A 25,038-nucleotide genomic window follows, 5' to 3' on the forward strand; every position below is an offset into this window, starting at 1 on the left:
CAGGACGGTACCTTGCATTGATTATCAAGGAGTGAAGTTCATTTAATCATGATTGAAAAACAAGCATTTTATCGCATGCTCAACCAGCAGGCCCAGGCATTGCTGGAGGGCGAACCCGACATGATCGCCACCCTGGCAAACCTGTCTGCCCTGCTCAATCAGGAACTGGCTGACATCAATTGGGTTGGTTTCTACCTGCTGCAGGGCGAGACCCTGGTGCTCGGCCCGTTCCAGGGCAAGCCGGCCTGTGTGCGCATCCCGGTCGGGCGCGGCGTCTGTGGCACTGCGGTGGCCGAGGGCAAGACCCAGCTGGTGGACGACGTGCACCAGTTTGCGGGTCACATCGCCTGTGACGGTGCCAGCAACTCGGAAATCGTGATCCCGCTGCGCCGTGGCGGGGAGATCATCGGGGTGCTGGACATCGACAGTCCAATCTTTAACCGCTTTGACGAGCAGGACCGGATTGGCCTCGAAGAAACGGTGCAAATTTTGGAAAGCATGCTCTAAGTCATTGCTAGATGGTTCGCAAAAGGTCCCAAGCTCTCTATAATGGGGCCTTTGTTGTGTTCGGGCATGCCCGTGCGTCTATATGAAAGCCAAGGTTATACATGGAAAACACTGAAAAGCTGAAGAACAGTAAAGAGATCGTCGCCTACCTGGTCGAGAAATTCCCGGCCTGCTTCATCGCTGAAGGAGAGGCCAAGCCACTCAAGATTGGCATCTTCCAGGATCTGGCCGCGCGTCTTGCTGATGACGAGAGAGTCTCCAAGACCATGCTGCGCTCTGCTCTGCGTCAATACACCTCCAGCTGGCGTTACCTGCATGGCCTCAAGGCTGGCCAGGCCCGTGTCGATCTGGACGGCAACCCGGGCGAGCTGCTCACCGAAGAGCACATCGAGCATGCCAAACAGGCGCTCAAGGAGAGCAAGGAACGTGTCTTTGCCAGCCGCCGCACCAACACCAAGGAGAAGGAAGACAAGCCCAAGCAGCCGCGTCGCAACGCGCCGCGCAAGGCTGACGCTCCCCGCTCCGACAAGCCCAAGTCCGCCCCTGCTCCCAAGGCTGCACCGGTCGCCGATGCGCCGCTGGTGAAAGTGGATGCCGCTACTCTGAAAGTCGAGCAGGGCGTGCGCGTCGTGCTGGGCAAGTCCCCCGTGCCTGCGACCATCAAGGAAGTGACCAAGGATGACGTACAGGTTCAATTGCAGACCGGCATGATGTTGCGGGTCAAGTTCGAGCATCTGGTTCTCTAAGGAGACGAATGTTGAAGCATGGCGTGATTCGTTTTTCACTCGTTGCCTGTAGCCTGGCGCTTGCCGGGCTCGCACAGGCCATCGAGCCGGTGCTCAAGGAAAGTGATTTGCCTGTGTTGGCTCAAGAGAGCCAACATGCTACGGCCAGCAAGCGAATTGCCAATCTGTTTACCCGCTCCCACTACAAACAGTTCAAGCTGGACGACGCCTTTTCCTCCGTGATCTTTGACAAGTATCTGGAGAATCTGGACTACAGCCGCAACCTGTTTCTGGCCTCTGACATCAGCCGTTTTGAGAAATATCGTACCGGTTTTGACACCGACCTCGAGCGAGGGCGACTGGCTCCGGCCTACGAGATGTTCAACCTGAGTCAGCAGCGGCGGTACGAGCGGTTCGAATACGCCCTCAAACTGCTCGACACTCCCTTCGATTTTACCCAGAAAGACAATTACGTCTTCGATCGGGAAGGGGCTCCCTGGCCCAAGGATGAAGCCGAGCTCAACGAGCTGTGGCGTCAGCGGGTCAAGTTCGATGCCCTGAGCCTGAAGCTCAGCGGCAAGGAGTGGCCCGAGATCAAGGAGCTGCTTGGCAAGCGTTACAACAACGCCATCAAGCGGATGTCCCAGACCGAGAGCGAGGACGTGTTCCAGCTCTTCATGAACTCCTTCGCCCGCGCCATTGAACCGCACACCAGCTATCTGTCTCCGCGCAGCGCCGATCGGTTCAACACCGAGATGAACCTCTCGCTGGAGGGGATTGGTGCCGTGCTGCAGGCGGAAGATGACTTCACCGTCATCCGCTCCCTGGTGCCCGGCGGCCCGGCGGCCAAGTCCAATCACCTGAAACCCGATGACAAGATCACCGGGGTGGGGCAGGACGACGGCAAGATTGTGGATGTCATAGGCTGGCGTCTTGACGACGTGGTCGAGCTCATCAAGGGGCCCAAGGGCAGCAAGGTGAAGCTGGAGATCCAGCGCGGCAAGGGCGCGACCGCCAAGACCGAGCTGGTGGAGCTGGTGCGTGACAAGGTGCGTCTGGAAGACAGAGCCGCCAAGTCCAAGGTGATCACCGCCGAGGGCAAGAAGATCGGCGTGCTCGAGATCCCTAGCTTCTACGTCAACCTGCACGACGACGTGATCAAGGAGATCTCCAGCCTCAACAAGCAGAAGATCGACGGCCTCATCGTCGATCTGCGCGGCAACGGCGGCGGTGCCCTGACGGAAGCTTCCGCCCTGAGCGGTCTCTTCTTTGCCAGCGGCCCCGTGGTGCAGATCCGTGATCACATGGGTCGCATCACCGTCAATGGAGACGACGACGGCAATGTCTACTACGGTGGCCCCATGTCGGTGATGATCGACCGCTACAGCGCCTCGGCCTCCGAGATCTTCGCCGCCGCCATGCAGGACTATGGTCGTGCGCTGATCCTCGGCGAAAACTCGTTCGGCAAAGGGACGGTGCAGCAGCATCGCAGCCTCGCCAAGGTCTATGACTTCTACGAGCAGCCGCTGGGTCACGTGCAGTACACCATCGCCAAGTTCTACCGTATCGATGGCGGCAGCACACAGAACAAGGGGGTTGCACCCGACATCGCCTTCCCGACTGCGGTCGCGCCGGGGGAGACGGGGGAGAGCCGCGAGTTCAACGCCTTGCCCTGGGACAAGATCGCCTCGGCCAGCTACGAGCGACTGGGGGACTTCTCCAGCCTGTTGCCCAAGCTGAAAGCGGCCCACGAGGCACGGATCACCAAGGATCCGGAATTTGCCTATGTGCTGCAGGACATCAAGGAGTATCAGGCGGACAAGGACAAGAAGTCGGTCTCCCTGAACGAAGCCGAGCGGCTGGCTGAACAGGCCAAACAGGACGAGAAGGCGCTGGCGCGAGCCAACGAGCGGCTGACCCGTCTTGGCAAGCCGACGGTGAAGAGCCTGGATGAACTGCCGACCGATTTCGAGGCACCTGACGAATACCAGGTGGAAGCGGCCAACATCACGGCGGATCTGGCCACCCTCAGCAAGAAGAGCTGATGCTGGCAACGAAATGACAAGGGCGACTCGGGTCGCCCTTTCTTTTGCCTGAATGCAAACTATTTGACCCTGTCCGAGCCTTGTGACAGCCTCTGACACGTCAATAACAAAGCGTGGAAGCACACAATAATGACTGAACAACCTCAGGCCATGACGGCCAAATATCGCCAGGATTACCAGGCTCCCCTCTATTGGTGTGACAGCCTGGATCTCGATTTTCAGCTGCAAGAGCCCCTGACCCGGGTCACCGCCATCTCCCGTTTGCGTCGCAGCGGCGATCACAACGAACCCCTGGTGCTGGACGGCGAGGGGCTTGACCTTGTCAGCGTCAGTGTGGATGGCGTGCCCTATCAGCAATACGAGCAGGGAGAGAGCAGCCTGACCCTGTTCAACCTGCCGGCCGAGTGCGTGCTGACCGTGGTCACCGACATCGATCCCGCCGCCAACACGGCGCTGGAGGGGCTCTACAAATCCGGCGATGCCTATTGCACCCAGTGCGAGGCCGAGGGCTTTCGTCGTATCACCTATTATATGGACAGGCCGGACATCCTGGCCCGTTACAGTACCCGCATCACCGCCGACAAGGCCAAGTACCCCTATCTGCTCTCCAATGGCAACAAGGTCGCGAGCGGCGATCTGGACGACGGTCGCCACTTCGTGCAGTGGCAGGATCCCTTCCCCAAACCGAGCTACCTGTTCGCCCTGGTGGCCGGTGACTTCGACGTGGAGCGCAACCACTTCATTACCAAAAGCGGCCGCCAGGTGGCGCTCGAGATCTTCGTGGACAAGGGCAACCTGGACCGCGCCGGTTTCGCCATGGAGAGCCTCATCAACTCCATGCGCTGGGACGAGCAGCGTTTCGGCCTCGAGTATGATCTCGACATCTACATGATCGTGGCGGTGGACTTCTTCAACATGGGGGCCATGGAGAACAAGGGGCTCAACATCTTCAACTCCAAGTTCGTGTTGGCCAACCCGGCCACTGCCACCGATGCGGACTACCACGGCATCGAGCGGGTGATCGGTCACGAATACTTCCACAACTGGACCGGCAACCGCGTCACCTGCCGCGACTGGTTCCAGTTAAGCCTCAAAGAGGGGCTGACGGTGTTCCGGGATCAGGAGTTCTCCTCCGATCTGGGGTCGCGCGGCGTCAACCGCATCAACAACGTGCGCACCGTGCGCGGTCCGCAGTTTGCCGAAGACGCCGGCCCCATGGCCCACCCCATCCGCCCGGATGTGGTGATCGAGATGAACAACTTCTACACCCTGACCGTCTACGAGAAGGGCTCTGAAGTGATCCGCATGATGCACACCCTGCTGGGGGAGGACGCCTTCCAGGCGGGCATGCGCCTCTACTTCGAGCGTCACGACGGCTCTGCCGCCACCTGCGACGACTTCGTGCAGGCGATGGAGGATGCCTCCGGGGTGGATCTCGCTCGCTTCCGCCGCTGGTACAGCCAGTCCGGTACCCCCGAGCTCACCGTGGCCGACGAGTACGATACCGAAAGCGGTGTCTATCGTCTGCACGTGAGCCAGCACACCCCGCCGACCCAGGATCAGCCACAAAAGCTGCCGCTGCATATCCCCCTCGACATCGAGCTCTACGATGCACAGGGTGCCGTCATCCCGCTGCAATACCAGGGCAAGGCCATCGGCAATGTGCTGGACGTGCTGGAAGCACAGCAGACTTTCGAATTCGACCAGGTGCCGGTCAGACCGGTACCCTCCCTGCTGCGGGACTTCTCCGCCCCGGTCAAGCTGCACTATGACTACAGCGACGAGGCCCTGGCCTTCCTGATGCGCCATGCCCGCAACGAGTTTGCCCGCTGGGATGCGGCGCAGATGCTGATCAACAAGGCGGTGATCGACGGGGTGGCGCGGGTCCAGCACGGGCAGAGGGTTGAACTCTCCCACACCCTGCTGGCGGCCTTTGTCGCCATTCTGGACGAGGCTGCACTGGATCCCGCCCTCAAGGCAGAGATCCTGGCCCTGCCGGGAGAGGCGACCCTGGCCGAGCTGTTCGAGGTGGCCGATATCGACGCCATCCACCAGGTGCGCAACGGGATCCAGACCGCATTGGCCCACGCCTTCGGCGACCGCCTGCTGGCGTGCTACGAGAGCCTGCGTCTGCCGGCTTATCAGGTGGTCCATGCCGACATGGCCAAACGGGCCCTCAAGGGCGTGGTGCTGGGTTATCTGGCGGCGCTGGATGCCGCGAAGGCCGATACCCTGGTGCGCGAGCAGTACGGGACCGCCGACAACATGACCGACACCCTGGCTGCACTCCAGGTGGCCAACAGCCATCTGCTGCCGTGCCGCGCCGCGCTTTTGGCCGACTTCGAAGGCAAGTGGGCCCATGATGGCCTGGTACTGGACAACTGGCTGCGGCTGGTGGGGGCCAAGCCGGCCAAGGATGTGCTCGATGACGTGAAGCAGGCGATGGCGCACCCGACCTTCAGCATCCGCAACCCGAACCGGCTGCGGGCGCTCATCGGCAGCTTCGCCATGAGCAACCAGGTGCAGTTCCACGCCGCCGATGGCAGCGGCTATCGCTTCCTGACCGATCTCTTGATCGAGCTCAACGAGGTCAATCCCCAGGTGGCGTCCCGCCTCATCACCCCGCTTATCCAGTTCAAGCGGCTCGATGAGGGGCGCAAGGCGCTGGTTCGCGCCGAGCTGACTCGCCTGGCCAACCTGGACGGGCTGGCGCGGGATCTGTTCGAGAAGGTGAGCAAGGCGCTGGCACAGTAAGCGTCACGACGGCGGGCAGGGGAGTCTGGCTCTCCTGCCCGTTTTTCATGGATGACCAGGAGGTGACATGAGGCAATACACTTTTCGGCTCTCCCTTGGCCGCGACGAGATCATGTTGATGTACCAGGGGCAGGTGAACCGCCTGGTGGTACGTACCGAGCAGGGTCTGACCCTGGAGCTGGGGTTGGAGAAAATCCGGCGTTTTGTGTCGGAGAGCGGCGTTCACGGCTACTTTCGACTGAAAACCCAGGACGATCATCGCTTCATTTCCCTGGAACGCATAAATTAACAAAACTTGAACATCAATCCGGGTAAATATCTGCTTTAAGTCACTATCTATCCGGTAAATGGCGCGGCATCCAGTGCGATTTTCTGAATTTTGCCAACTTGGCAAAATTTATCACAACCCAAGCCGTGATCTGCCCCTTGTTTTTAACATCCCGTTATCACCTTTGCTCGCCTTCCTTGATCCAAGACATTACACTTCGCTGCAACTCTGTACCGGTGGGCATCCTGGGTGGATGTCGCCGTGTCTGTGATGTCGTCCGATAAGGAAACTAGCAATGGCATTGAAAGACGCCCCTACCTCCGTTCTGCTCGAAAACGTTCTCAGTCTGATCCACCAGAAATTGCCGAAAAACAGTGCCTCCCTGGTCGAATGTTTCGTTGCCAAGTTCTACGGCAACATGGCCAGCACTGATCTGCATGACCGCAATGACAGCGATCTCTATGGCGCCGCCCTCAGTCTGTGGAATGCCCTCAACCACCGTACCGGCATCGAGCCCTATATCCGGGTCTACAACCCCGAGCTGACCCGCCACGGATGGCAGTCTCCCCATACCATCGTCGAGATCATCCTGCAGGATTCCCCCTTCCTGGTGGACTCCATCCGCATGGCGCTCAAGCGTCTCAATATCACCGCACACATGATGCTGCACCAGCCGCTGCACCTGATCCGCGGCGAAGGCGGCAAGATTGGCGCCATCCTGGATCTGGACAACACCGCAGAGCAGACCTCGGTGGAAACCGCCTTCCTCATCGAAATCGATCACCTGACCGGTGAAGAGGAGATGGACGCCCTGACTGCCGAGCTCAACTCGGTCGCGCGGGAAGTGGCCCTGGCGGTGGGAGACTGGCAGCCCATGCTGATGCGCCTGAACGAGATCATCGAGGAGCTACCCAAACGCAAGAACCCGGTCAGCCAGGCTGAGGTGGACTCCTGCGTCGCCTTCCTCAAATGGGTGGCCGCCCACAACTTCACCCTGATGGGTTATCGTCGCTACGACGTCAAGGCGGTGGAGGGGGATCACGAGATCCTGCCGCAGCCCGAGTCCAGCCTAGGGCTGATGAAGAACTCCATCAAGGACGAAGGCCAGCGCCTCGGCACCATGCCCGCCAGCGCCCGTCACGCGGCCCTCAGTTCCGACTTGCTGATCCTCACCAAGTCCAACAGCAAGTCCCGGGTGCATCGTCCGGCCTATGTGGACTACATCGGCATCAAGCGTTTCGACGAGCACGGCAAGGTGGTGGGAGAGGATCGCTTCATCGGCCTGTATGCCTCCTCCATCTACAACACCAGTGCGACCCAGATCCCCCTCATCAGCCACCGCCTCGAGCGCATCATGGCCGCCTCCGGCTTTGAGTCGGGCTCCCATGCCTACAAGGCGTTGCTGAACGTGCTGGAAACCTACCCGCGCGACGAGCTGATCCAGGCCCGTGAAGAGGAGCTGCTGGCCACCGGTCTCGGGGTGCTGGAGATGCAGGAGCGAGACATGCTGCGCCTGTTCGTGCGCCGCGACGTCTACGGCCGCTTCTTCTCCTGCATGGTCTATGTGACCAAGGAGCGCTACAACACGGCGCTGCGGGTCAAGACCCAGCAGATTTTGCAGAAATATTTTGGCAGCAGCATCGATGTGGAGTTCAACGTCTACTTCACCGAGGGTGTGCTGGCACGGACCCACTACATAGTGCGGGTCAACAACAACAACGTGGATGTGGATGTGAACGAAGTACAGAACAACCTGATTGAAGCGGCCCGCAGCTGGGATGACCGCCTGGATTCCGTGCTGCTTTCCCACTATGGCGAGGCCCGCGGCAACGAGCTGCGCCGCCGTTTCAGCACCGCCTTCCCCCGCGCCTACAAGGAAGATGTGCTGCCGGGCTCTGCCGTCGCGGACATCATGGCCCTGGATGGATTGAGCGAGGCCGAGCCGCTTGGCATGCTGTTCTACCGCGCCCAGGAGGAGGAGAACGATCGCCGGGTACGCCTCAAGCTGTTCCACCGAAGCGAACCCATCCACCTCTCCGACGTCCTGCCCATGCTGGAAAACATGGGACTGCGCGTCATCGGCGAGACCCCGTATCAGGTACGGACCCCCACCGGCGAGGTGTTCTGGATCCTCGATTTCTCCATGCTGCTGCGCGGTGAGCAACCGTTCGATCTGGAGCAGAGCCAGCAGCGCTTCCAGCAGGCCTTCGCCGCCATCTGGAACAAGACCCTGGAAGATGACGGCTTCAACCGTCTGGTACTGGGGGCCGGCCTCACCGGTCGTCAGGTATCCGTGCTGCGGGCCTATGCCAAATACATGCGCCAGACCGGCGTCTCCTTCAGCCAGTCCTATATCGAGGAGACCCTGACCCGTTATCCGGACATCGCCCAACTGCTGTTCACTCTGTTCGAACAGCGTTTGGATCCGGCCATCAAGCAGGATGCCAAGGTGCAGGCCAAGCTGCACGAGGAGCTTGCGGCCAAGCTGGATCAGGTCGCCAACCTGGATGACGATCGCATCATTCGCCGTTATGTGGAGATGATCGACGCCACCCTGCGCACCAACTACTACCAGCTGGACAAGGCGGGCAACATCAAGCCCTACATCTCCTTCAAGCTGGCCCCCTCCAGCATCACCGACATGCCGCTGCCGCTGCCGAAGTTCGAGATCTTCGTCTACTCCCCGCGAGTGGAAGGGGTACACCTGCGCTGGGGCAAGGTGGCCCGTGGCGGCCTGCGCTGGTCCGATCGCAAGGAGGACTTCCGCACCGAGGTGCTGGGTCTGGTGAAAGCCCAGCAGGTGAAGAACACCGTCATCGTGCCGGTGGGTGCCAAGGGCGGTTTCTACTGCAAGCAGATGCCGGCAGGCGCCCCCCGTGCCGTCATTCAGGAGGAGGGCAAGGCCTGCTACCGTCTGTTCATCCGCGGCCTGCTCGACGTGACCGACAACATCATCGGCGGCGAGGTGATCCCGCCAAAATCCGTGGTGCGTCACGACGAGGATGACTACTACCTGGTAGTGGCGGCCGACAAGGGCACCGCCACCTTCTCCGACATCGCCAACGAGATAAGCCTCGAATACGGCCACTGGCTCGGCGATGCGTTCGCCTCCGGCGGCTCGGTGGGCTATGACCACAAGAAGATGGGCATCACCGCCCGCGGCGCCTGGGAATCGGTCAAGCGCCACTTCCGTGAGATAGGCATCAACTGCCAGACCACCGACTTCACCTGCGTGGGGATAGGTGACATGGCCGGCGACGTGTTCGGCAACGGCATGCTGCTCTCCGAGCACATCCAGCTGGTGGGCGCCTTCAACCACATGCACATCTTCGTCGACCCGACCCCGGATGCGGCCAGGAGCTTCGTCGAGCGCAAGCGCCTGTTCGAGCTGCCCGGCTCCAGCTGGGATGACTACAACCGTGAGCTCATCTCCAAGGGGGGCGGCATCTTCCTGCGCTCTGCCAAGTCCATCAAGCTGAGCCCGGAAATGCAGACCCTGCTCGGCACCGACAAGAGCGGCATGGCCCCGAACGAGCTGATCAAGGCGCTGCTCTGCCTGAACGTCGACCTGCTCTGGAACGGCGGCATCGGCACCTATGTGAAGAGTGCCCGCGAGAGCGACGCCGACGTCGGGGATCGCAGCAACGACGTGCTGCGGGTCAATGGGCGTGATCTGCGAGCCCGCATCGTGGGCGAGGGTGGCAACCTTGGCTTCACCCAGCTTGGCCGGGTGGAGTATGCCAGTCAGGGTGGTCGCATCAACACCGACTTCACCGACAACGTGGGCGGGGTGGATTGCTCCGACAACGAGGTCAACATCAAGATCCTGCTCAACCAATTGGTGGCCGCCGGGGATCTGACCCTCAAGCAGCGCAACCAGATGCTCTATGAGATGACGGATGCGGTGGCCCAGGTGGTCATCACCAACGCCTACCGCCAGTCACAATCCATCTCGGTGACCGCCTTCCGTGGTGCCGAGCAGTTGAAAGAGCAGCAGCGTTTCATTCAGGGGCTGGAGCGGGAAGGCAAGCTGGACCGTGCGCTCGAGTTCCTCCCCTCCGACGAGGAGCTCTCCGAGCGGATGGCGGCAGGGCAGGGGCTGACCCGACCCGAGCTCGCCGTGCTGGTGGCCTACGGCAAGATGGTGCTCAAAGAGCAGCTCAATTGCCCGGAAGTGACCGAGGAGCCCTTCCTCGCCAACATGCTGGTCACCAGCTTCCCGACCCAGTTGCAGCAGCAATTTGGCGCGGCCCTGGCCCAGCACCCGCTGCGAGGCGAGATCATCGCGACCCGGGTGGCCAACATGCTGGTCAACGACATGGGGCTCAACTTCGCCAGCCGGATGAAGGACGAGACCGGTGCCTCGGTGGCGGAAGTGGCCTGCTGCTTCGCCATGGCCCGGGAAGTGTTCGGCCTCGGCGCCCTGTGGCGTGACATCGAAGGGTGTGACAACAGGGTGGATGCCCAGACCCAGCTCGAGCTGATGTTCTACAGCCGCCGCATCGTGCGCCGCGCCACCCGCTGGTTCCTGCGCGCCCGCAACCGCAGCTGGAGCATCGGCGAGAACATCGCCTTCTTCCGCCCGGCCTTCGAGACCCTGAGTCAGCACCTTTATGAGGTAATGGACGAGAGCGAAGTGGCCGAACACAGCCAGGCGGTCGCCGCCCTGGTGGACAAGCTGGTGCCGGAGGCCATCGCCCGTCGCGTGGCCCACATGAGCAGCCTCTTCTCCTGCCTGGATCTGGCGCAGATTGCCGCGGAGCACAAGACCGACATCCTGCGGGTTGCCAACGTCTACTACCGCCTGGGTGCCAAGCTGGATCTGCACTGGTTCCTCGAACAGATCAACCATCAGCCGGTGGGCAACCACTGGCAGGCGATGGCGCGGGCCTCCTTCCGCGAAGATCTGGACTGGCAGCAACGCAGCCTCACCTCCGTGGTACTGGAAGGGTGCAAAGAGCAGGGGGAATGCGCTACCATACTGGCCGACTGGATTTCGGAGCATGAGCAACTCTTGTCCCGTTGGACCCACATGTTGGCCGACTTCAAGACCACGAGCACGCACGAGTTCGCCAAGTTCTCGGTGGCCTTGCGAGAGTTGAACCTGCTCCAGTTGAATTGCCGAACCTCGGCATAACCCCAAAAGCCCCGGCCAGTTGCCGGGGCTTTTTTTAAGGAGCAAGCATGCTGTACCCACTCGCCAGGCATTTCCTGTTCAAACTCAATCCGGAGCAGGCTCACGATCTCTCCATCAAATATTTGCCCCGCCTTCTTGGTACCCCGCTTGATTGTTTCTTCCGCCACTCTCTGCCCAAACGCCCCGTCACCGTCATGGGGCTTAATTTTGCCAATCCGGTGGGGTTGGCCGCCGGTCTGGATAAAGACGGGGAGTGCATCGATGCCTTCGGCGCCATGGGGTTCGGTTTCATCGAGGTCGGTACCGTGACCCCCAGACCCCAGAGCGGCAATGACAAGCCACGTCTCTTCCGGGTGATCCCGGCCGAGGGGATCATCAATCGCATGGGCTTCAACAACAAGGGCGTCGATCATCTGGTGGCCAAGGTGAAAGAGGCCAAATATCAGGGGGTGATCGGCATCAATATCGGCAAGAACAAGGACACCCCCATCGAGCAAGGCAAGGATGATTACCTTCTCTGCATGGACAAGGTGTATGACCACGCCGGTTATATTGCGGTCAATATTTCCTCGCCGAACACCCCGGGTCTGCGTCAATTGCAATATGGCGATGCACTGGATGAACTGCTGGCCGCATTGAAACAGCGTCAACAGGACCTGGCCGAGAAATATAAAAAGTATGTGCCGCTGGCCGTGAAAATTGCCCCGGATCTGTCACTCGATGAAATAGATCAGGTAGCCGCCTCTTTGATCAAGAACCGTATTGATGGTGTCATCGCCACCAATACCACTCTGGAGCGGGAGATGATATATGACATGCCCCATGCCGCAGAGGCTGGCGGGCTTAGCGGTCGTCCGCTCCAGCACAAGAGCACCGAGGTGATCCGCCACCTGGCCAAGGCCCTCGACGGCGCCCTGCCCATTATCGGTGTGGGTGGTATCGACAGCGCCATGGCGGCTCGGGAAAAACTGGCGGCGGGTGCCAGTCTTGTCCAGATTTACAGCGGCTTTATTTATAAAGGGCCGAGTCTGGTCAAAGAGATCGTTACCCATATTTAAAAAATAACCGGTTGCCCTTATTTAACGTTGCTCAAATTCTCGACATGGAATAAAGTCGAGGGACGGCTTAGATAAGGGCACCACCATGTGTATTCAACCCAATGACAATTGGCAGTGGCATTATGACGCTCAGGATGATCGCCTGATGCTGGATTTGTCCGATCGCATGATATTTGCCACCGAATATAAAGGTCGGCAACTTGTTCCCTGTTCTTTCACCACCCAGCCTTTTTGTGTGGATGATGCCGCCCTCTATTACCAGTTGATGGACAAGGCCGCTGAACTCGACTGGAGTACGCCCCACCAGGTCCAGCTGGTCCTCAATGCCATCGCCGTCAGCCGTTTTTATAAACCCCTGATGCCGCAAAGCTGGTTCTTTCATGAACAGCAGGCTCATGTTATTCCAGAGATGGGATCCCTGGTGTGGATGGATACTCCCCACGGTCGGGGGGAATTCATGGTCATCGAAGCCGGCGATCAGGCGAGCGTTTGCCTGAACCTGACCGACGAACTGGTGCTGACCAACAGCAAGACGCTGCCGCGCTTTGCAGTGATCAAGGTGATGAATAACCGGATGCAAGCCAGAGTCCGGGCACAGACACAATATCGGGAAGTGGGCTGACGATGGGGCCGTTATATGGCGACGAATAAGTCCGTTATAGGCCTGCTATATTGGTCTGATATTTAAGCGCTCAGTCTCTCTCTTGTTCCATTATTTGTCTTTTTCCTTCGTCTGGTCGTCACGACCATTTTCTGCCCGGTCCGGGCAAGATTTTCGAATTCTTTACGAATGTGATGGTAGACAACTGCCAGCCAGGAGCGGGATCCTGTCGCCCGCAAGGGGGAGGGGAGCGTTTGCCGCGCCTCTTGCCGTTTATATGGCGCCTTTGTCCAAGGTTCGAGTGCCGAGCGCGGGCCGATAAGGTATAATGCGGCACTATTTTTATGGCATCCCCGTGAGCGTGATGAAAGAATTTTTTGCAACCTGCCCCAAAGGGCTGGAAAACCTGCTGGCCGTCGAGCTGACCAATCTGGGTGCGGAGCAGGTCCGTGAGACCGTGGCCGGCGTCCACTTCAAGGGCGAACTGGCCATCGGTTACAAGGCCTGTCTGTGGAGCCGCTTTGCCTCCCGAATCGTGCTGGTGCTCTCCGAGTTCCAGATGAACGATGATCTGGACCTCTACCTCGGGGCCCATACCATTCCCTGGGAAGAGCACTTCTCCGGTACCGCCACCATCGCGGTGGACTTTACCGGTACCAACGCCTCCATTCGCAATACCCAGTACGGCGCCCTGAAGATCAAGGACGCCATCGTTGATCGCTTCACCAAGCGCGGTCACGTACGCCCGGATGTGGACAAGAAGTCCCCGGACATTCGCATCATGGCGCACCTTGGCAAAGGCAAGGCCAATATCACGCTGGACTTGTCAGGCCCGGCGCTGCACCAGCGCTTCTATCGCCAGGGCACCGGCGAGGCGCCCCTCAAAGAGAACCTGGCTGCGGCCATGATTGCCCGCAGCGGCTGGGCCGGCGAGCCCATGATGGACCCCATGTGCGGCTCCGGTACCCTGCTCATTGAGGCGGCCTTCATCGCCGCCGACATGGCACCGGCCCTGCGCCGCGAACGCTTCGGTTTCGATCGCTGGCTGCAACACGATGGTGAACTGTGGCAGAGTTTGATGATGGAAGCCCAGGTGCGTGCCAAGCGCGGCATGCAGCGCTGCGAGGTGAAACTGTTCGGTTGCGATGCGGATACCCGGGTCCTGATGAAGGCCCGTGACAACGCCAAGGCCGCCGGCGTGGCCCATCTCATCACCTTCAAGCAGGCCGATGTCACCAAGCTGGAAAACCCGCTGCCGATGCCGGCTGTGGAAGGGGAGAGTCGTCAGGTCGGCATGCTCATCTCCAACCCGCCCTATGGCGAGCGTCTTGGGGAGTTCCCGGCGTTGCTGGAAGTGCATCAGGCCCTTGGCGATGCCCTGCGCCGTGGCTTCCAGGGGTGGAAGGTCACCATTCTCTCCGCTTCTCCCGAACTCCTGAGCTGCCTGCGCCTGCGTGCCGACAAGCAGTATCGCCTGTTCAACGGCGCCCTCGAGTGCCAGCTGCGCAACTACCAGATCGCCCTCGATGCCGTCGCTTCCCAGAAAGAGGTGGCCCAGGACTTTGCCAACCGTCTGCGCAAGAATCTGAAGACCCTCGAGAAATGGGCGAGCAAGGAGAACCTCGATTGCTACCGCCTCTATGACGCGGACTTGCCGGAGTACAACGCCGCCATCGACCGCTATCAGGATTATCTGGTGGTACAGGAGTACGCGGCGCCCAAGGACATTCCCGCCCAGAAGACCCGCCAGCGTCTGCTGGACATGGTGCAGGCCGCCATCAAGGTGACCGGCATGGACGGCGAGAAGGTGATCCTGAAGGTGCGCGAGCGCCAGGAAGGCAAACAGCAGTACCAGAAGCTCTCCGAAGAGCAGCACCGGATGGAGGTGCAGGAGTACGGTGCACGCCTCTGGGTCAACCTCTACGACTATCTGGACACCGGCCTCTTCCTCGACCATCGCCAGACCCGCCGCATGCTGGGCCAGATGGCAAAGGGCAAGCGCTTCCTGAACCTCTTCGCCTACACCGGCAGTGCCACCGTGCACGCGGGGCTCGGCGGCGCCCGCGAAACCACCACGGTGGACATGTCGCGCACCTACCTCAACTGGGCTCAGGACAACATGCGCCTCAACTCGCTGGTGGGCCGCGAGCACAAGTTCGTGCAGGCGGATTGTCTGAAGTGGTTGTCGGAAGCCGACGAGCAGTACGACCTCATCTTCATCGATCCGCCCACCTTCTCCAACTCCAAGCGGATGGACGAGAGCTTCGACGTACAGCGGGATCACCTGCTGTTGATGCAGCACCTCAAGCGCCTGCTCGCGGCGGACGGTACCCTGGTCTTCTCCAACAACAAGCGCCACTTCAAGATGGACTTGGCCGGCCTTGACGCCATTGGTCTCAAGGCGCAGAACATCACGAACAAGACCCGGCCCAAGGACTTCGAGCGCAACCAGCATATCCACAATTGCTGGATCATCACCCACGCCGAGGCACAAGGCTGATGCTGACCCTGTTTCACACCGACGGCTGCCACCTGTGCGAACAGGCGTGGGCACTGGTGGAACAGGCCGGGATGGCCGCACAGGCCCGCCGCTGCGACATCCTGGAGGAAGAGGCCTGGCTCGAGGCTTACCGGGTGCGCATCCCGGTGCTGCAAGACAGTGCCGGCCGGGAGCTGGGCTGGCCTTTCACCCTGGGAGAGCTGCAAGGCTGGCTGGCACAGGGGTGAGCAGGATTTGACGACAAAACGGGGGCAGACTCACGCTGCCGCCCGTTTTTTCATAAGCAACAAGGAACAAACATGGCTCTTTTGACATTGCACGGCGCGTCCCTGTCGTTCAGTGATTTTCCGCTGCTCGACCATGCCGAGCTCACCATAGAACGGGGCGAGCGCCTCTGTCTGGTGGGTCGCAACGGGGCGGGCAAGTCTACCCTGATGAAGGTGATTGCCAGCGAACTGCCGCTGGACGACGGCCGTCTGGTGTTGCAACAAGATTTGAAAGTGACCCGCCTCGAGCAGGATCCGCCCGCCTCGAGCGAGATCTCCGTGTTCGATTACGCCGCAGAAGGGCTGGCCGGGGTAGGGGAGCTGCTCAAGCAGTACCACCATGTCTCCCACGCCCTGGCGCACGACCCTTCCGATGCCAACATTCGCACCATGAGCCAGTTGCAGGAGCAGCTCGACTATCAGAACGGCTGGCAGTACGAGACCCGCATCAATCAGGTGCTGACCCTGCTTGATCTCGACCCTGATGTGACGCTCGACAGTCTGTCTGGCGGCTGGCTGCGCAAGGTGGCTCTGGCCCGCGCCCTGGCGTGTGACCCGGATCTGTTGCTGCTGGACGAGCCGACCAACCATCTGGACATCGATGCCATCAACTGGTTGGAAGAGTTCCTCAAGGACTTTCGCGGCGCCATCGTCTTCATCTCCCACGACCGGGAGTTCATCCACAAGCTGGCGACCCGGATCATCGATCTCGATCGCGGCGTGATCACCTCCTGGCCCGGCAACTACGACGAATATCTGCAAGGCAAGGAGGAGTGGTTGCGGGTCGAGGAGCTGAAAAACGCCGAGTTCGACCGCAAGCTGGCCCAAGAAGAGGTATGGGTGCGCCAGGGGATCAAGGCACGTCGTACCCGCAACGAGGGACGGGTGCGGGCTCTCAAGGCGATGCGCATGGAGCGCACCCAGCGCCGGGAGCTGCAGGGCAAGGCCAAGCTGCAACTGGACGAGGCAGGCCGCTCCGGCAAGCTGGTGTTCGAGACCGAGGGGCTGGGGCTGGACTTTGGTGATCGCACCCTGTTCCAAGGACTGGATCTGCAGGTGCTGCGCGGGGACAAGATTGCTCTGGTGGGCCCCAACGGCTGCGGCAAGTCGACCCTGATCAAGCTGCTGATGGGCCAGCTCGAGGCGAGCCGTGGCTCGGTGCGCCAGGGGACCAACCTGGAAGTGGCCTACTTCGATCAATACCGTGAGCAGCTCGACCCCGAGAAGACGGTGGTGGACAACGTGGGGGAGGGCAAGCAGGAGGTGATGGTTCGCGGCCGCTCCCGCCACATTCTCGGTTACCTGCAGGACTTCCTGTTCGAGCCCAAGCGGGCGCGCACCCCGGTCAAGGCCTTGTCAGGGGGCGAGAAAAACCGTCTACTGTTGGCCAAACTCTTCCTCAAGCCCAGTAACTTGTTGATTCTGGATGAACCAACCAACGACCTGGATGTCGAAACGCTGGAATTGCTGGAAGAGCTGCTCACCGATTACCCGGGCACCCTGCTGCTGGTCAGCCACGATCGCCGTTTCATCGACAATACCGTGACCGGCTGCTGGCTGTTTGAAGGGGATGGTCGGATCAGCGATTATGTCGGGGGCTATGCCGACATGATGGCCACACGAGCCCTGCAGGCCGCCCAACAGACTGCCAAGCCGGCCCCGGTCAAGGTGGCAGAGCCTGTCGCGTCGGCAGCGGAGCCTGCGAAAAAAACACGAAAACTCTCTTACAAGTTGCAACTGGAGCTGGATAATCTGCCAGCCCGGCTGGAACAGTTGGAAATGGAACTCGATGCCCTGCAGGCCGAGATTAACCACCCCGGTTTCTTCTCTCTGCCAGCAGAGCAGACCCAGCCCAAACTGGATGCATTGAATGCGGCAGAGGCCGCATTGGAACACGCCTTCTCCCGTTGGGAGGAGTTGGAAGCGTTGAAACATCAAGACTAAGGAAGTAGATGAAAAAGCAATTATCCATGCTGGCCATCCTGGTCGGCGCCAGCCTCAACGCGCAGGCGGCACAAAGCTCCTTTTTCACCATCGTCGATGACGAAGTCAAAGGCTATGCCAGCGGGATCAGCGGCGATGCCAACGGCCTCATCGGGCTCAACACCAAGAACAACATGGCGGAATACTTCTCCACCGTGCGGTTTGCCGACTTCCTGGTGGATCGTTTCCGTTTCGAGCAGGGTTGCATGCTCTCCAACTCGGTCTGCAACTCCTTCTGGAGCGACAACTCGGGCTTTGCCTACCAGTGGCGTCGCGACTTCCTGGACAAGGTGGATCAACGCAGCAACCTGGGCTACGTGACCAGCTCCGAGGTCGATGGCCTGGTGACGGCCCTCGGGGATGTCCCGGAGGATCGGGTCGGTTACAAGATGAATGGCAAGCTGCGCACCGCCTTTGCCGTGGTCAATGATGGCAACCCGGTCGAGCTCAAGGATGCGGCCAGCACCCACGGCCTGAGCGTACCCACCTCCATCAAGAAGCTGGACAACGGTCAGTATCTGGTGACCGGTACCGCGGCCAGCGACAAGTATCGCCACAAGGTGGGCGGTGACTTCTACAAGTGGTGTTTCGAGACGGGCAATGACAGCCAGTACGGTGACTTCCGCTACTGCCCCGGGGTCGATACCCAGGCGAGCTTCTGGCTGCTCAACAGCTCGGGCGGGTTCAACAAGTTGATGCAGGCCGGCACCTATGGCCATCAGCGTGACGAGGTGCTGCAAACCGCCTCTGCACTGGGCGTGGCCAAGTACAACGGCACCCTCTACGGCGTGGGCTACAGCTCCACCGGCGAGGTGGGCACCGGTGATCTGGATGGTCGCAACCTCGCCAGCTACTGGACCCTGGATACGGCTGCCGGCACCGTGGGCACCACCAAGATCATCCCGCTGCCGGATGGCGAGCCTGGCAAGGACGATGCCAAGCTGCAACACAGCTGGGCCGTGGCCGTCAACGACAACGGCTACGTGATCGGCAACCAGCGCTATCGCATCAACAAGGGACAGAACCGCCCGGTGGAGATGTTCCTGTTCAACCTGAGCAAGCCGGGTACGGCGGCCAGCCTTCCTCTCCAGGACAAGCCGGTCTCGGGGGCAGGCTCGGAAGCGGCCGCCATCAACGAGCACAACATGGTGGTCGGCTGGCGCGACTCCCGCCATCAGACCCAACCAGTGGTCAATGGTACCAACCGCATGCAGGAAGCCTTCCTGCTGAACGCGGCCGCCCCGGCCAACAGCTGGTATCTGAACGATCTCATCTGTGGCAAGGATGACGCCGGCAACAAGCAGTGTGCCCAGAACGGCAAGTACTATCACATCGCTTACGCCAGCGGCATCAGCAGCGACGGCACCATTGCCGCGACGGCGTATCGCTATGACAGCGAGAGCGACCTCAACAAACGCGCCAACGCCACCGTGGTCGCCGTCAAACTGACGCCGGCCGTGGCGGATTATCAGGGCAATGCCCCGGCCAGCTATGTGGTCAGCAATGCGCCGGTCAACAACCAGACCGGTCAGGATGGTGGCGAGGGCGGTGGCGGCAGCCTGTTCTGGTTGACTCTGCTGGCGCTGCCCTTTGCCTGGCTGCGTCGCTATCAGCGATAAATAAGTGTCATCAAAAATTAATGCAGTTCAGTATCTTGTGTCACAACCCCTGAATAGCATGGAATTTTTTGTTTGACCCTGCCTCCCCCCTGGGGTAAAGATGAAGGCGACCGGTGAAAAACTGGTCGCTTTTTTTGTTCCACGAAGAGGGTCGTAGATGATGAAGAGACAGAAACGGGACCGTCTGGAGAGAGCTCGCGCTCGTGGTTATCAGGCTGGCGTAGTCGGCAAACAGAAAGAAGCGTGTCCGTACCAGTGCCTGGATGCCAGGGGCCATTGGCTTGGTGGTTGGCGCGATGCCATGGAAGGGCGAGGCTCAGGCCTCTTCATGAAGTAACCGATACTTCATCACTCATTACAAAAGGAAAGGGGCCATTGTGGCCCCTTTACGTTGTTCTGCTCACCCAGGAGCAGGATCAGAATGCGGTGGTGTCTTTGAACAGGCCCACTTTCAGATCGGTGGCGCTGTAGATGGGGCGACCATCCACTTCCACGACGCCATCGGCAATGCCCATGACCAGTTTGCGGTTGATGACGCGCTTGAAGGTGATTTTGTAGGTGACCTTCTTGGCCGTCGGCAGGATCTGGCCGGTGAACTTGACTTCACCGACACCCAGCGCACGTCCCTTGCCAGGACCCCCTTTCCAGCCCAGGAAGAAGCCGACCAGTTGCCACATGGCATCCAGGCCCAGGCAGCCAGGCATGACGGGATCGCCGGGGAAGTGGCAGTCGAAGAACCAGAGATCCGGCGTGATATCGAGTTCAGCCAGGATTTCACCCTTGCCGTGCTCGCCGCCATGGTCGTTAATCTTGACGATGCGATCCATCATCAGCATGTTGGGGGCGGGCAGCTGGCTGTTACCTTCACCAAATAATTCGCCACGGCTGCAGGCAAGCAGCTCTTCACGGGTAAAGGACTCTTTGCCTTGTTCGCACAGGGAGAGGCGGGGATCAGTGGTGTCGTTATCTAGGGTCACGCTGTTTATCCTTCATATGGGTCAAAGCCGGGCCAATTTAGCTTACAGATGTTCGCTAAACAACTCCGATCACTTCATTTAACGGCCAAGCAGCCGGTCCAGCAGGCTGCGCAGCAGGCCGCCACTCTTGGTTGCCGTGCCATTGAGTTCGTCCAGTCTCTCCTGGATGCGACCAAACAGGGTATCCGGCATGTCCGGTTCGCCAGCGACGCAGCCGGTGAGCAGCTCGATTGCCTCTTCCACGTGATCCACCGGGTGGATGTGGAACTGGCCGGCCTCTACTGCCGCGATCACTTCATCAGAGAGGTTGAGCTGCTGGGCGTTGGTGCCTGGCAGCAGAATGCCTTGCTTGCCGGTGAGACCGTGGATCTTGCACACCCGGAAAAAGCCTTCGATCTTCTCGTTCACGCCACCAACGGCCTGCACATTGCCGAACTGGTCGACCGCACCGGTCACGGCGAAGTGCTGATAGATGGGCTGGCGGGCGAGGGCGGAGAGCAGGGCACACAGGCCGGTCAGGGAGGCGCTGTCACCATCGATCTCGTGGTATGACTGCTCGAACACCAGGTTGGCCGAGAGCGGCGAGGGGTTCTCTGCGCCGAACTTGTTGGAGAGGTAGCCGTGGATGATCATCATGGCTTTGGCGTGAATGTGCCCGGCGAGCTCCGCCTTGCGCTCGATGTCAGCCACATCGCCATCCCCGAGATGGACGGTCGCGGTGAGGCGTACCGGCTCCCCGAAGTCATAGGGATGGCCGGCGACCTGGATGACGGAAAGGCCGTTGATCTGGCCAACCTCTTCACCGTCGGTCTGCAGCAGGATCTGGCCGTCGATGACACCCTGATCCGATTGCTCCACCAGATAGTTGAGGCGGTAATCCTGCTCTTCCAGGGCGAGCAGGATATGTTCGTCAGTGACGCAGGTCGCTTCCAGCTCGCGGGCCAGGCTGTCGGCCATGCGCATGATGGCGCCGAGCTGTACCTCGGAGAGGGATAGCCACTCCTGGTGGTCACACAGGCGGCTGGCATGGCGACAGAGGGCGAGGAGGGCACTTGGGGTGAAATCCAGCAGCGCCCAGCGCGCTCGCAGCCAGGCGAGATATTGCAGGAAGGCGGGGAGATCTTCCTCGATGTTCACTTCTGAGACCAGATCGGCACGCAGGAAGATGCGCTCCGCCATGTCCCTGTCCAGCATCTGGAATTCCGCCACGTCCAGCCTGTCACCGACCAGGATCAACTTGAACCGGATCGGGGTCGCCTCCGGGGTGAAGAAGGGCGTCAGCGTCTTGCCTTCCTGATAGGCATTCCAGTCCAGCTCGCCTTTTTGCATGGCGTTCTTGAGCTTGAACCAGAGATGAGGCTGATCCAGCAGCTCATCAAGCTGAAGTATCAGGTAACCACCGTTGGCTTCCCGCAGCAGACCAGGTTCCAAAAGGTGCTGGTTGGCGTAGACGGAGCCTTGTTCCGTCTGATAGTTGATGGAACCGAACAAGGTATCCCAGTTCAGGTCGCGGCCGTAGATGACAGGGGCTTGCTGATCCTCATGATGGATCAGCAGGTTGATGAGCACTGGGTGCTGGAACTCGAGGCCCTGGGCGACATGGGCGGCCAGATCGGAGAGGAAATCCACGATCTTGGGGTCGTTGTTCTGTTTGCGGATGATCCGGGTGACCAGCCGCTCGGCGTCGAGATGGTGGCTCATCAGCTTGAGCAGCTCGCCGACCATTTCGCAGAACTCGAAACCCGAGCCCGGTTGCAGGCGCAGCCAGATGGGTTTGAAAGGGTTGTTGAGATTCTCGGTATAACAGAGATCGAACAGGTCGCCATCCTTGCCATTCGAAGAGGCAATCAGGGTCTGGCAGACATTCTCGTAATCTGCACCGGGGAAACCATTGAGGATCATGACCGGGCAGTCACCATCAAAACTGGCCAGCCGTTTGATACCCGAAATCGCTCTGGGTTGGAGGGCGGCAAACGGAATGGGGTCGAGTTCGCCCAGTGTGGGGAACTGCTCAATCGAGAAAGCGGGTTTTAATTGTTCTGATGTTAATTCAGCCACTTAAGACATCCGGTCGGGGATAGGATCAATTGCCACCATTATACACAGTTCGGTTGAGGGTGACAGAATACCAAGATACTTAATTTAACATAATATACATTATGCGCGGTATGGTCAGGCCCGCTCAGTGGAGACAGAAACACAGCCGCCGCAAGGGCTACCGCCGTGCCAGCTCCTTTTGAATACTTCGCCAGGATATCGTACCAAGCCTGTTTAAGCTCGGGATCCGTGGCCCTGACTGCCGCCATGCTTAACAGCACTTCGCTGACGTCCAAGCCAGCTTCCTCAGCCATTCTTTTTGCAGTGGCATCAGTGAGTTGCGACTTTCCTTTGTTCACGGCTGAGATATACGAGGTGGTAAATCCCAGGTCTGCGGCGACTTCCTGGAATTGGCTGTACTTTTTGGCCCTCATGTAGGCCAGAAGCAGCGTTTTAGAGTCCATGTTTTTGTCTCCTGAGTGGTTAGACAATCCGTCCCATCATACCGATTTTGGCGAAAAACAGCTTGTTTCCATTCAACTCGCCACATGGTTGAATGAGTCAACCAACCATTTGATTACGTGACATATGACCCACTCTAGCCCACAAAACCAGGATCTGCCCGCGCTCATCGAGCGCAAGGTCTATTGGCAGGCAGAGCCGACTGGCGATTACTCCGCCTGCATCGCGGGTCAGGTCGAGATGTTCCGCGACCTGCATGAGCTGCGGGTCTATCTGTCGATGACGTACCCCGATACCGTGTTCGAACTGGTGGAAGTCACCGAGGACACGTGGCGCGGCTTCTATGACCAGGGAGTGTTTTTCGATGACTGGTCATAACCCTGTTACTCCGGATATGCCATTGGCTGGGGTCTGCTACTTCTGCGGTTGTGAGTCCGATACCCTTAGCCGCTTGGCCTCAGAGGATAACCCTGGCGTAGTCCTTCTTATCTGCCCTCAATGTTTTAACGAGCAGCTCCACGGAGGTTATGACGCACCGGAGGATTTCTTCTGATGACTGGTCATAGCTCCGTGATGCCGATAAATGGGGTTATCGGCAACAAAACCCTGATCGACTATCTGTCCTTCACCTGGGCACCGACCGAGTTGATCCAGATGAAGGAGCTTGCCAAGCAAGGTGCGCTCTTGAAGGCTGTCCCGCGCTTCGATACCAAGGTGAAGGCCCTGCAAGCGGCCATTTCTGAACCCCCTGTCGAGGGGCTGCGTTATCTCTGGAAGCGTCCGGTTGGCTTCGCTCCCCTCACCCGTTTTGACAAGGTGACAGAACGCCTGTGCAGCAAGGCCGAACGGCTGGGGGTCTCCCCTACCCCAGCGGTTGAATATGACAAGACCACTGAGCGGTTAAGCCTCCATGGGGTGCCTAAGTCCCCTGCCCCTGTCGTGACGCTATCCATGACCGAAATGATGGAGCGTGCTTTGCATTCCGGTTACAAGGCCCGTGCCGACATTCGTAAGGAGTTGAAGGCGGTCTGCACTGCCCTGCTCAAGTTCTCCGAGTTCGAGGTTGTCGAGGGTGCCAAGTATTGGGAAGCCTACAACGACTTGATCGACTGCTACGGCGTCCAGTTCCTGGATGCCCTCTGCTGCAACGAGCTGGAGCTGTGGTTAGAGGAGCTGAATACCCGCATTGGTGTCCCCATCCCCGAGCCGCGCTTCACGATGCGCCCTCGCCGCTCTGGCCTGCACGGTTACGCCAATTCGGCTGACCTGCTGTGTGACGGCATCCCCTGCGGCCTAATTGGCTGGGGTGCGGCAAACCATGGTTGCATGGTGAGTTTTTCCGGTGTGGGTTGTGCCGCCCTGGATTTCCAGGCTTTGCATGACGTTATCTCTCACATTCCAGGCGTGCGCATCACACGGGTGGATCTCGCCCTGGATGACTACAGCGGCGAGCACATCACCTACCAGGGTGCCATTGCCGGCGCGGAAGCCGGCGAGTTCCATCCCCAGCGGGGCCGCGCTCCGTCCTGGATGAAGATTGAATCGGGTGAGTTCGTGATCACCGAGGTTGCCAAGGGCATCGCCAAGCGTTTTGGCATGGTGCCGACCAAGGGCTGCTCGTTCTACGTGGGCAGCCGCATCAACGGAAAGTGCGCCCGGGTATACGAAAAGGGCAAGCAGATGCAGTCGGCAGAGTATCCGAATTGGGTACGCGCCGAAGGCGAGCTGCACAATAAGGACCGCATTATCCCGCTGGACGTCCTGGTAAACCCAGACCCCTATTTTGCGGGGATGTATCCGCAATTTGATAAATGGCTGGCTGCTATCCAGGAAGCGGAAATAAAGCCCGTCAGACTGACCACCTTTAAAAATAAGTTCAAAACGTCCAGGGACAATGCCGTATTTAATATGTCCCGCATGGCGGGTCGCCTTGTTAATTGGTTAGCGAACATCGAGGGATTATCACCTGAGAAGATTGTTAACCAATTAACTGCGCACCTGGAAGAAAGTGATATTCCGGCGCGATTAAGAATGCCGCTCCCTCCTGACTTGGACGAGCTGCCTGTATTTTCGACCTAACCAAGGTTCTTCAACGAGGT

The 25,038-nt window shown here is 59.6% G+C and carries 18 protein-coding genes; 15 read left to right on the top strand and 3 right to left on the bottom strand.

Features of this window, described 5'->3' with window-relative positions:
- Positions 1–48 precede the first annotated feature (48 nt).
- The 13 genes from AB5Y93_RS11705 (at position 49) to rmf (ending at position 19,800) form a co-directional block, all read left to right on the top strand.
- Positions 49–507: a GAF domain-containing protein gene (locus AB5Y93_RS11705; RefSeq protein ID WP_368229405.1), complete on the top strand. Its 459-nt coding sequence runs from the start codon at positions 49–51 to the stop codon at positions 505–507.
- Between the two features lie 101 nt (positions 508–608).
- Positions 609–1,253: an RNA chaperone ProQ gene (gene proQ / locus AB5Y93_RS11710; protein WP_010674770.1), complete on the top strand. Its 645-nt coding sequence runs from the start codon at positions 609–611 to the stop codon at positions 1,251–1,253.
- Positions 1,254–1,261: 8 nt separating this feature from the next.
- The gene (gene prc, locus AB5Y93_RS11715; protein ID WP_041211433.1) at positions 1,262–3,277 is read left to right on the top strand and encodes a carboxy terminal-processing peptidase; all 2,016 of its coding nucleotides are present in this window, start codon (positions 1,262–1,264) and stop codon (positions 3,275–3,277) included.
- A gap of 129 nt (positions 3,278–3,406) precedes the next feature.
- A complete protein-coding gene (gene pepN / locus AB5Y93_RS11720; protein ID WP_368229407.1) occupies positions 3,407–6,031 on the top strand; it encodes an aminopeptidase N in 2,625 nt (874 codons plus the stop codon).
- Positions 6,032–6,098: 67 nt separating this feature from the next.
- On the top strand, positions 6,099–6,320 hold the full coding sequence (locus AB5Y93_RS11725; RefSeq protein WP_010674767.1) for a DUF2835 family protein: 222 nt from the start codon (positions 6,099–6,101) through the stop codon (positions 6,318–6,320).
- Positions 6,321–6,594: 274 nt separating this feature from the next.
- Positions 6,595–11,436: an NAD-glutamate dehydrogenase gene (locus AB5Y93_RS11730; RefSeq protein ID WP_368229409.1), complete on the top strand. Its 4,842-nt coding sequence runs from the start codon at positions 6,595–6,597 to the stop codon at positions 11,434–11,436.
- Between the two features lie 47 nt (positions 11,437–11,483).
- On the top strand, positions 11,484–12,494 hold the full coding sequence (pyrD, locus tag AB5Y93_RS11735) for a quinone-dependent dihydroorotate dehydrogenase (protein WP_202043657.1): 1,011 nt from the start codon (positions 11,484–11,486) through the stop codon (positions 12,492–12,494).
- Between the two features lie 85 nt (positions 12,495–12,579).
- Entirely contained in the window at positions 12,580–13,116 is a 537-nt protein-coding gene (locus AB5Y93_RS11740) for a cell division protein ZapC (RefSeq protein ID WP_041211431.1), read from the top strand.
- Positions 13,117–13,423: 307 nt separating this feature from the next.
- Positions 13,424–15,595 carry a bifunctional 23S rRNA (guanine(2069)-N(7))-methyltransferase RlmK/23S rRNA (guanine(2445)-N(2))-methyltransferase RlmL gene (gene rlmKL / locus AB5Y93_RS11745; protein ID WP_039040793.1) on the top strand — a complete coding sequence of 724 codons (2,172 nt, stop codon included), beginning with the start codon at positions 13,424–13,426 and terminating at the stop codon, positions 15,593–15,595.
- On the top strand, positions 15,595–15,822 hold the full coding sequence (locus tag AB5Y93_RS11750) for a glutaredoxin family protein (RefSeq protein ID WP_368229411.1): 228 nt from the start codon (positions 15,595–15,597) through the stop codon (positions 15,820–15,822). The genes rlmKL and AB5Y93_RS11750 overlap by 1 nt, the downstream gene beginning before the upstream one ends.
- Positions 15,823–15,894: 72 nt before the next feature.
- A complete protein-coding gene (locus AB5Y93_RS11755) occupies positions 15,895–17,805 on the top strand; it encodes an ABC transporter ATP-binding protein (RefSeq protein ID WP_368229412.1) in 1,911 nt (636 codons plus the stop codon).
- 8 nt (positions 17,806–17,813) lie between these two features.
- Entirely contained in the window at positions 17,814–19,463 is a 1,650-nt protein-coding gene (locus tag AB5Y93_RS11760) for a DUF3466 family protein (RefSeq protein ID WP_010674760.1), read from the top strand.
- A 160-nt stretch (positions 19,464–19,623) separates the two neighbouring features.
- Positions 19,624–19,800, top strand: coding sequence for a ribosome modulation factor (gene rmf, locus AB5Y93_RS11765; RefSeq protein WP_010674759.1), 177 nt, complete (start codon positions 19,624–19,626; stop codon positions 19,798–19,800).
- Between the two features lie 79 nt (positions 19,801–19,879).
- Here rmf and fabA read toward each other — a convergent pair whose 3' ends face one another.
- The 3 genes from fabA to AB5Y93_RS11780 all read right to left on the bottom strand — a co-directional run bounded on the left by fabA (position 19,880) and on the right by AB5Y93_RS11780 (position 22,941).
- Positions 19,880–20,440 (bottom strand): 3-hydroxyacyl-[acyl-carrier-protein] dehydratase FabA, encoded by a 561-nt coding sequence (fabA, locus tag AB5Y93_RS11770; RefSeq protein ID WP_010674758.1) that lies wholly within the window; start codon positions 20,438–20,440, stop codon positions 19,880–19,882.
- 78 nt (positions 20,441–20,518) lie between these two features.
- On the bottom strand, positions 20,519–22,498 hold the full coding sequence (locus tag AB5Y93_RS11775; protein WP_368229413.1) for a Lon protease family protein: 1,980 nt from the start codon (positions 22,496–22,498) through the stop codon (positions 20,519–20,521).
- A gap of 38 nt (positions 22,499–22,536) precedes the next feature.
- On the bottom strand, positions 22,537–22,941 hold the full coding sequence (locus AB5Y93_RS11780; RefSeq protein ID WP_368207200.1) for a helix-turn-helix domain-containing protein: 405 nt from the start codon (positions 22,939–22,941) through the stop codon (positions 22,537–22,539).
- A gap of 124 nt (positions 22,942–23,065) precedes the next feature.
- Between AB5Y93_RS11780 and AB5Y93_RS11785 the strand changes: the two genes are divergently transcribed.
- Positions 23,066–23,317, top strand: coding sequence for a hypothetical protein (locus AB5Y93_RS11785; RefSeq protein ID WP_039040799.1), 252 nt, complete (start codon positions 23,066–23,068; stop codon positions 23,315–23,317).
- Positions 23,318–23,491: 174 nt separating this feature from the next.
- Positions 23,492–25,018: a replication initiation factor domain-containing protein gene (locus AB5Y93_RS11790; RefSeq protein ID WP_368229414.1), complete on the top strand. Its 1,527-nt coding sequence runs from the start codon at positions 23,492–23,494 to the stop codon at positions 25,016–25,018.
- Positions 25,019–25,038: the final 20 nt, after the last annotated feature.

The organism is Aeromonas sp. R10-1 (assembly GCF_040908465.1).
Lineage (GTDB): Bacteria > Pseudomonadota > Gammaproteobacteria > Enterobacterales > Aeromonadaceae > Aeromonas > Aeromonas caviae.